This is a genomic window from Siminovitchia fortis (assembly GCF_007681465.1).
Taxonomy (GTDB): domain Bacteria; phylum Bacillota; class Bacilli; order Bacillales; family Bacillaceae_C; genus Siminovitchia; species Siminovitchia fortis.
Map to the genome: position 1 here is coordinate 26,262 of NZ_VEKZ01000041.1, position 9,130 is coordinate 35,391.

The 9,130-nt window shown below is 43.6% G+C and carries 8 protein-coding genes; 7 read left to right on the plus strand and 1 reads right to left on the minus strand.

Annotated elements, in window-relative coordinates; genetic code table 11:
- The first annotated feature begins 556 nt into the window (after nt 1-556).
- Nucleotides 557-1,387, plus strand: coding sequence for a bifunctional hydroxymethylpyrimidine kinase/phosphomethylpyrimidine kinase (gene thiD, locus FS666_RS13135; RefSeq protein WP_120072267.1), 831 nt, complete (start codon nt 557-559; stop codon nt 1,385-1,387).
- Between the two features lie 45 nt (nt 1,388-1,432).
- Here thiD and FS666_RS13140 read toward each other — a convergent pair whose 3' ends face one another.
- Nucleotides 1,433-1,786, minus strand: coding sequence for a DoxX family protein (locus FS666_RS13140; protein WP_120072265.1), 354 nt, complete (start codon nt 1,784-1,786; stop codon nt 1,433-1,435).
- 596 nt (nt 1,787-2,382) lie between these two features.
- Between FS666_RS13140 and FS666_RS13145 the strand changes: the two genes are divergently transcribed.
- From FS666_RS13145 to FS666_RS13170, 6 genes are all read left to right on the plus strand, one after another.
- Nucleotides 2,383-3,717, plus strand: coding sequence for an APC family permease (locus FS666_RS13145; RefSeq protein ID WP_120072338.1), 1,335 nt, complete (start codon nt 2,383-2,385; stop codon nt 3,715-3,717).
- Nucleotides 3,718-3,759: 42 nt separating this feature from the next.
- Entirely contained in the window at nt 3,760-4,860 is a 1,101-nt protein-coding gene (gene aguA / locus FS666_RS13150; protein WP_120072263.1) for an agmatine deiminase, read from the plus strand.
- 142 nt (nt 4,861-5,002) lie between these two features.
- Nucleotides 5,003-5,767 (plus strand): hypothetical protein, encoded by a 765-nt coding sequence (locus FS666_RS13155; protein ID WP_144462510.1) that lies wholly within the window; start codon nt 5,003-5,005, stop codon nt 5,765-5,767.
- 99 nt (nt 5,768-5,866) lie between these two features.
- Nucleotides 5,867-6,589 carry a hypothetical protein gene (locus tag FS666_RS13160; RefSeq protein WP_144462512.1) on the plus strand — a complete coding sequence of 241 codons (723 nt, stop codon included), beginning with the start codon at nt 5,867-5,869 and terminating at the stop codon, nt 6,587-6,589.
- 574 nt (nt 6,590-7,163) lie between these two features.
- Nucleotides 7,164-8,435 carry an ATP-binding protein gene (locus tag FS666_RS13165; protein ID WP_120072257.1) on the plus strand — a complete coding sequence of 424 codons (1,272 nt, stop codon included), beginning with the start codon at nt 7,164-7,166 and terminating at the stop codon, nt 8,433-8,435.
- A 14-nt stretch (nt 8,436-8,449) separates the two neighbouring features.
- The gene (locus FS666_RS13170) at nt 8,450-8,917 is read left to right on the plus strand and encodes an ASCH domain-containing protein (protein ID WP_144462513.1); all 468 of its coding nucleotides are present in this window, start codon (nt 8,450-8,452) and stop codon (nt 8,915-8,917) included.
- The last annotated feature ends 213 nt before the right edge of the window (nt 8,918-9,130 follow it).

A 9,130-nucleotide genomic window follows, 5' to 3' on the forward strand; every position in this document is an offset into this window, starting at 1 on the left:
ATCCAATGCCTCCCGAGTATTTGAATTTAACTCTTCTTCGGTAGTCATACAGGTCCAATGCCTCCCGAGTATTTGAATTTAACTCTTCTTCGGTAGTCATACAGGTCCAATGCCTCCCGAGTATTTGGTTTTAACGCTTCTTCGGTAGTCATACAGGTTCAATGCTTCCCGAGTATTTGAATTTAACGCTTCTTCGGTAGTCATACGTGTTTTTTGCCTGACCATGGTTGTCGTTTTGATCAGCGACTATTTTTTTAAAACAGAGATATGGCACAGCTCAGCCTCAATGTGTGAAAGCCCAGTTTCACAGTAATTCAAGCCCCTTATCCCAATTTCAATGTGATCAACATAAGTTTTAATAAACAGCTTGCTCCGGAATCGAATTCATTAAATCATGGATGCTGACCCGTCTGTATGAATATAGAGAAAATAAACGTTCCCAAATCACGGGGTCAAACCCTTGCAATGTACCGGTTGGATACAGGATAATGTTACTAGGATTTTTTATAAAAAAACTGATACAAAGTTGATTGATTGGCCAGAGAGGATTGATCATATGAGCATACCTAGAGCATTATCGATTGCGGGTTCTGCTGCAAGGGGCGGAGCCGGAATTCAGGCGGATTTAAAGACATTCCAGGAGATGGATGTGTTTGGGTTAAGTGCTATTACTGCGATTGTCGCCAATCATCCGCGCACAGATCAGGGTGTTTTTCCGATTGCATTTGATGCTATTGAAGCACAGGTGTATACGGCGCTGCGCGATATTGGGGCGGACGCGATAAAAACAGGGATGCTTTTTACAGAGGAAATCATCACCCATGTGGCCAAGTGGATTGAGGAATCGGGCACCCCCAATATTGTCGTGGACCCGGTCATGATTGGCAAAATGGGATCTGCGCTGTTAAAAGACGACGCCATTGAGGCTGTAAAAACAAAACTGATCCCATTAGCCACAATCATTACGCCGAATATGCCGGAAGCTGCGCGGCTGTTGGAAACTGAACAGCAGCTTACTTCCGTTGATGATTTGAAACAGGCAGCGGCCGAATTACAAAAGCTCGGCCCGAAATATGTCCTTGTCAAAGGCGGGCGTCTCGAAGGACCGGCGGTCGATGTGTTATTTGACGGCGAGAAATTCCATCTGCTTGAAGCGCCGCGCATTGATACAATCCATACAAATGGAGCGGGATGCAGCTACTCGGCCGCCATCACGGCCCAGCTGGCAAAAGGAAAATCAGTCCAGGAAGCTGTGGAGGAAGCGAAAAAATTCATCACAGCCGCCATTCGCCACTCCATTACATTTAAACGCGGAGTCGGCCCCACATACCATGCCGCCTATCAGAAATACGGCGAAACAGGGGTCAATGTTACAGTGGAAAAATGAGGAGCGCAAGGTCCAATTTTCAAGGGAGAAAACTGATTTTCTCCCTTATTTCAATATACCCCGATGATTATGCAAAACAAAAAGCAGTAAAAGCATCACGATGTCCAGCCTTGCGCCGAAAGCAAAATCCATGAATCCGGATGAAAGCAATGGTATTTTCGTTAAAATCAATGCCGCGACCATGATTCCCATTAATGGCATTACGGCAAGTCTCGTCCCCCTATTGATTAAAATCAGAATCCCGCACACAACTTCAGTTACCGCGACTGCCATCATCAACTGTTCGGGATACGGCAGCCTCAATTGAATAAATGTGTTGGCGAGTTCCGGATTCATCAATTTCATTGTACCGGAAACGACGAACACGTAGGCGACCGCCCACCTTACCAAAGTGATCATTCCCATCCCCCCTCATAAACTATATGTTTTGTTATGGACAAACATTGCATTGTTTTCATGTTTTATATTTGCGGCTTACGAAGCTGCAAATCCGATTCGCTATCGCATCGTTTTATGCGAAATCGGTTCGAATCATATCTTGTGAGGATTTTTATTTTTAGAAAAGGCCTGAGGTTAGGCCAATTTGCAAAAATATTAAAAGTGGAATATATTTTGCATATTAAAAAATGCAAGTATCCAAGGCGCAGTGAACTAAGCCCTTGGTTCATTTAGGAAGGGGGCTGAATAGCATTAAATTTTAAATTTATGAATCTTTCTGGACTAGCATTGCAAATTTTCCTTGAGAAAATTCGGGCACTTATATCTTTGAAAGCGACATCATTTGTTATGAACAATTTTCTCAAAAAGGAATCACGCCTGCTGCAAAGGAAGTGTTTCTAGAAAGTGGCAACCACTTTATATGGAAAAGGGGCATTTTTTAATCCCTTTGAAAACTGGAAAAACCTAAAAAGTTTTATAAGGTTTATTTTGAATGGGGGGAGTATATGAACCTGAGTGAGGCAAAAGAATTAAACGGTTCCTTGCAAGAGAGTGCAATTTCTGACGGGGGACAATTAAAGCGATCTTTAAAACTAAGGCATGTCGTTTTTATCGGCTTGGCGTATATGTCGCCTTTGGCAGTCTTTGATACATTCGGCATCATCTCCGACATTACTGGCGGCCATGTTCCGGCGGCCTACCTATTGATCATTGTGGCCATTTTTTTTACAGCGTACAGTTACGGAAGAATGGTAAAAAAATATCCGTCGGCAGGCTCCGTTTATACCTATACAAGAAAAACAATGAATGCGCATTTAGGTTTTCTTGTCGGATGGTCCGCCATGCTGGATTATCTTTTTCTTCCGATGATCAACGCGCTGCTGGCAAGTATTTATATGTCGTCCGCTTTTCCTGGTGTCCCATCGTGGATATGGATTTTTTTGACCATTGTCATTACAACGGCGCTGAATCTTTTTGGGGTCAAACTGGCGGTCATTTTTAACTACCTTTTGGTTATTCTGCAAGTGTTGGTCACCGTGATCTTTGTTATTTTGACTATCAGAATGATCATGTATGGCGATACCGGAAATACATTTTCCCTTAACCCGTTTTATACCGAACAGCTTTCTTTTCCGGCTGTTTTTGCAGGAGCATCCATTCTGGCACTTTCTTTCCTTGGTTTTGATGCAGTAACAACGTTGGCTGAAGAGACGATTGAACCAAAGAAGAACATCCCCAGGGCGATCTTCATCATTGCCTTGAGCGCAGGAGCTTTCTTTGTTACCGTAACCTATTTCATGCAATCCTTATTTCCGGATGTATCCGTTTTCGGCGATATTGAAGGCGCTTCACCGGAAATCGCGCGGTATATTGGCGGGGCTTTGTTCCACTCTATATTCATTTCGGGTTATGTTGTAGCGGTACTTGCCTGCGGCATCACCCAGCAAATGAGCGCATCGCGCTTGTTATATGGAATGGGGCGTGACGGAGTCTTACCCAAGAAATTTTTTGGATATGTTCACCCGCGGACTGGGCTTCCGGTGTTTAATATCCTGCTTGTAGGGGCTTTGGCCTTGACAGCTATGTTTTTGGATCTTACGGAGGCAGCTTCGCTTATTAACTTCGGAGCCTTTGTGGCCTTCACATTTGTCAACTTATCTGTGATCGTCTATTTCTTTAGGCGGGAAAAAAATCGGTCCGTCAAATCGATTATTACTTCCATTATCATACCAGGGGCAGGTTTGGCATTTAACATATACTTGTGGTTCAGCCTTGAGAAAAGTGCTATGATACTTGGGGTAGTTTGGGCGGCGATCGGCTTTGTCTATATTTTATATTTGACCAAGTTTTTTAAAGTCAGTCCGCCGGAACTCAGTAATAATGATCAATAACACATATAAAAAATTACATCATATGAAAAGAGGAGAATCATTATGGCAAGAACAATTAAAGACAGCACACCTAAAAAAGATGGATTCAGGATTCCGGGAGAATTTGAACCGCATAAAGGGTCAATCATCATTTGGCCGGAAAAAGGCTTTGCTTTCCGGAATGGGGGAAAACCTGCTCAGGAAGTAGCTGTGATCGTTGCAAATACAATCGCAGAATATGAAGAAATGACGGTGATCTGCTCCGCTGACCAGTATGAAAATGCAAGGGCAAGATTATCGGAAAAAGTCCGGGTTGTGGAAATGTCGACGAACGAATCATGGGTCCAGGATAAAGGGGCATTTTACGTCATCAATGATGAAGGGGAAATGAGAGGAGTCCAGTTTGGCTTCAATGCTTATGGTGGACTAAAGGAAGGGCTCTATTTTCCATGGGATTTGGACCAGCAATTTGCGCAAAAGCTTTTTGAACTGGAAAATATAGATTCCTATGATGCCAAACACTTTATTCTTGAAGGCGGAGCAACGCAGGTAGACGGAGAAGGCACCATTATTTTGACGGAGCAGTGCAATTTGAACCCGAATCGGAACGGGGATATGTCCAAAGAGGAAGTGGAGAGGAACTGCAAGGAATATCTTGGTTTGGACAAGGTCATTTGGCTAAAAAGAGGGATGCTGTATGATGAAACGGACGGGCATGTGGATGATATCCTCTTTTTCATCAAACCCGGCGTCATCGCCCTTTCATGGGTGGATGATGTGAATCACCCGCAATATCCGGTGTTCAAAGAAGCGTATGATATCCTTAGCAATGAAACGGATGCGAAAGGGAGAAAGTTTGAAATCCATAAAATTCATATCCCGGAAGTCATCCATATAACAGAAGAGGAAAACAAAGGATTTGATATTGCTGCGGATGCGGCGCCGCGTGAGCCGAATCAGCCGCTGGCCGTAACTTATATTAACGGATATTTCGTGAATGGCGGATTTTTGGTTCCTCAATTTAATGACCCTCGGGATCAGGAAGCTGTCCAAAAACTTCAAGAACTGATGCCGGACCGAAAAGTGATCGGCCTTCCGACGAAGGAGTGGTCTCTGAGCGGAGGCAATATCCATTGCATGACAATGGTTCAGCCGAGACCATAAATTTTTAAAAAGCTTGTAGAAAAAGCGGATTTTTCTACAGGCTTTTTCTATTGATAATCAGGAGCAACTTTTGTCGTCCCTCCCTGCAGCCCTTTGCATAAGCTAATACATGGATTTAAAAGCAAGGGGGTGTACAAGGAATATGGGGTTATATATTAATGAAGAGGAACACCTGTATATTTATAAAAGTGAGGAAGAGATTGATGAACCCAACCAATCGGTTGCTCAAATAGATGAATGGGCCGAATTTTTAGATGTGCAGAAAAAAGCTAATGCCATCTGGCAGCAATCTTTTTCGGATTTAAATAAAATGGTGGAACATCAGGAGCAGGTACGAAAAAATCAATGGAAGAAAATATCCTATCAGTTGAAAGATTTAAGAAGAATTGACCGGAAACATGATGAGGCCCATGAAAATGTGAAGGAGCAGTTGACGGCCATTGATGAAAAGAGCCGGAGGCTGGAGGAGATGCTGGATGAAGAGACTCTTTTTAAAAAAGATGTAATGGAGCAGCTTTTGCAGGTCAGTGGAACGAATGAGGAAATCGAAAATCGTTTGAAATCTGTAGAAGCCGACAACGAAGAGCTTTTAACAAAATTAAACGAGCAATATGAACTCCAAAGGGAAATGGCGGAACAAATTTCGAAGCAGGAGGAAAGGCATCAGGAAGTAATCAGCCGTTTGGACAGCCAAGAAGCGGTCACCGAAAAAATCCTGAGGCAAGTTACAAACATCCGCTCGATCCTGTTTGAAAGAGCCAACTACCTCGCTGAAAAAATCGAAAACAGCTACAAGCTCACTTCCTCGTACGTTTATAAACTTATGACCGGCTCCGTGGAGCCGCTGCAGCTTTTTCTGCTTAAGCAAAAGGAGCAGAAAAAAGAAAGCAAGGAAGAGAATCAGTGAAATGGAAATGCCGGGTCCGGCATTCTTTTTTTATTCATGGCATTTTTATTAAAGGGCATGCTAAAAAGCGAACTATACACTTTAAGGAGGAAATTCAAAATGAAGAGGCTGGCTACATATTTTCTTGCGGCAGTCGTTGCGCTTGGAGTCATTGTTGGCATGGGATCAGCTGTGTCCGCGGAAATGCATGATACGGAGTGGGGGGAGCGCCAATTTAAAAGCGACCCGGAAATGACGAAGAAGTATGCGGAAATGCTGGGAATCGACACAGAAGGCAAAGATATGGAAACGCTCAACAAAGAGATCCGTGATGTTTACATTAAAAAGCATGCGGAAGGATTGGGCATTTCAACTGAAGGAAAAAGCACGGATCAATTGGAGAAAGAGATTGAAAAGGTTTGGGTGACAAGAATTGCACAGCAATATGGAATCAGCACACAGGAAAAAGACATCAAAACCTTAAAGAAAGAAATCAAAGGAGCAAAGGTTAAAAAGGAAGCTTCTGAACTGGGAATTTCCAGTGAAGGCAAATCTCTGAAAGAGCTCACGTACGAGGTGCGGAAAGCACAAATCCTGAAGTATGCCAAAGAGTACGGCATTCAAACGGAGGGCCGGGACCTTCGCGAAGTGGCGATGGACGTGCGAAAAGCGATGATTCACAATGCAGCTGAAAAATTAGGTGTCAACACGGATGGAAAAACCGATCAGGAAATCTTTCATGAAATCATGATCAACCACGGGGAAAAGGCGAGGGAAATGAAACTGTTTCCGTTCAGGGAAGAGATCATATTATTCCCGAAAGGGCATCCGGGGATGCAGTAGTTTTTGCTTAGCTTAATTTTAAAAATAACGCTAGTGGTCAGGTTCAAAATAGGAAAGCGGGCATATTCGTGCCCGTTTTTTGGTGTTGGCTGTGAAAACGGTCACGAATGTGACGGATAAGTTCCCGAATAGGCCTCCATCTCCCCAAAACGGTAACGAATGGGCCGGATAAGTTCCCAAATAATCCTCCATCTCTCAAAAACGGTCACGAAACAGCCGGATAAGTTCCCGAATTTATCTCCACCTCCCCAAAAACGGTCACGAATCAGACGGAGATGCCCCTAAGTTTGCCTCCATCGCTGAAACCAGACACGAATGGATAAGTTCCCGCTTTTTACTGCTTTCCGTCAACCATGCCCAGGAACTTGATCCATTCATATATGTCCTGTTCCAGCCATCGTCCTTGAATATGCTTCTCATCCAGTTTTCTTCAATCGGAAAACACAATCGAAAATCAGCAGCAAGCCCTGTTTTGTTTTTTTTAGATCTGCATATTCCGATTCAAAGCGCCTTTTCAAGCTGCAAATTTTTCGGTAAACTAAATGAGTAATACAGCCTATATAGACGGAAGGAAATGACATTGAAAGAATCATTTATTATTCGACTGCCGGAAAACAACCGAGAAATTTTGCCATACTATTACGATTACGGTGTGGCGCTGGACAAAGTGCACGGATTTATTTTAAAACAGACCGGGCTTATTTTAAAAATGTATCTCGACAATGAAAATGTGGAAGAAATCTGGAATGTGCTGGAAGAGGATTTGGCTTCCGGAAAAGCGGAGCTTCTTTCCTACATTTTTGACCACGTGGAAACAGGGTGCATTGACTATGAGCAAAACGATAATGGATTTGTCATCAAACCATCCATTAACAATGCCGTTTATTTTTACCCGGATTATGAAATAGCGTTGGTCAAACTGCCGATTTTTCAAAGCTTTACAGATTATCAGCGTGAATTCATCTATGCCAAAGACGATGAAAGCCTGCTTTCATTTTTGCAATACGTTTACGAGCGCCAAAAGGAAATCATGAAGGATTGCGTCAGCGTCTTCACCGATACGGAAGAAGGAGTGGAACGGGAAAAGGAGAAAGTCACTTCCCTTGTAAGCAGAGAAGATGTGTTATTGGAAGAAGGATTGAAATCCGAAATTTACCGTTCGATTGACGAATTTTTCAACGAAAGCGGGGACTTTTTTAAAACTTATAACATCCCTTATAAAAGAGGAATCCTGCTTTACGGGCAGCCGGGCAATGGAAAAACAACGCTTGTGAAATCCATTGCAGGCAGTATTGATGCGCCTGTTGCGTATTGGCAGATCACGGAGTATACAACGAGCTACTCGATTAAAGAGGTCTTTTCCATTGTAGCGAAGATGGCACCGATGGTTTTGGTGATCGAGGACATTGACTCCATGCCGGAATCATCGAGATCCGTATTCTTGAACACGTTGGATGGTGCGACTTCGAAAGAGGGCATTTTCTTAATTGGCACAACCAATTACCCGGAAAAAATTGATCCCGCTTTGATCAACCGTGCCGGCCGGTTCGACCGTGCCTACGAAATTAAGCGTCCTGACTTCGAACTGCGCCTTCAATATTTACTTCAAAACAAACAGATGGAGCGGTTCATGGCGAAATCGGACATTCTTTATATTGCCGAGCAAACTGAAAAATTTTCCATTGCCCAATTGAATGAGCTGTACACATCCGCAGCCCTTCAATGGCATTATGATCAAGCGGTTGATATTGACGGCATTATACAGAATCTGGAAGCAGCCAACGAAAAAACCCGTACACAGGAATGGGGAGAAGAGGACTTTTCCAAAGTGGGATTCGGCATGTAGGAGGTATTTTTCAAATGAATGAAGCTTCTTTAACGTATTGGAATGAATACTGGGGAAGTGCAAAAAAGCCTTCTTCCGTAAGCGCCTGGCAGTTCGGAGATGATGCTGATAAGCTGGCGGGCCTGGTGATTGCCGGCAAAAAACGGGCAACGTGTTCATGCCGGCTGCTTTATGACCTTGAGAATGAGCCGCTGCCAAAGGTAGATGATCACAGTGTCATTCTTGACAGCGAAGACCAGCCGGTTGCCATCATTCGAACAGCCGAAGTTGAAGTCGTTCCGATGAACGAAGTGACGGAGGATTTTGCTGTTTCGGAAGGGGAAGGATCCTATGAGGAATGGTGGGATACCCATGTGAGATTTTTCACAAATGAGTTGAACGAAAAGGGACTTACATTTTCCGAGGATCTGTTGCTGGTTTGCGAACGGTTTGAACTGATTGACAGTAACGAACGGGGAAAAGCACTGGCGAAAAGCCTTTGAGCGGTTAAGGTGCTCAAAGGCTTTTCGCTTTTTAACTGATTAAGGGAGTTTAAAATTTGACTGGCTTTCTATATGGATTGATGATCGATATGTCCAGCTCCAGCGCCCAGCGACTAGCAAACTTCGCCCTCCTTTCCTCGAAAAGGCTTTGCTTTTTCTGCGTGGATGTTTATTCGAGGAAGTGGCTCAGTGCACTACGATAAGTCAACATCG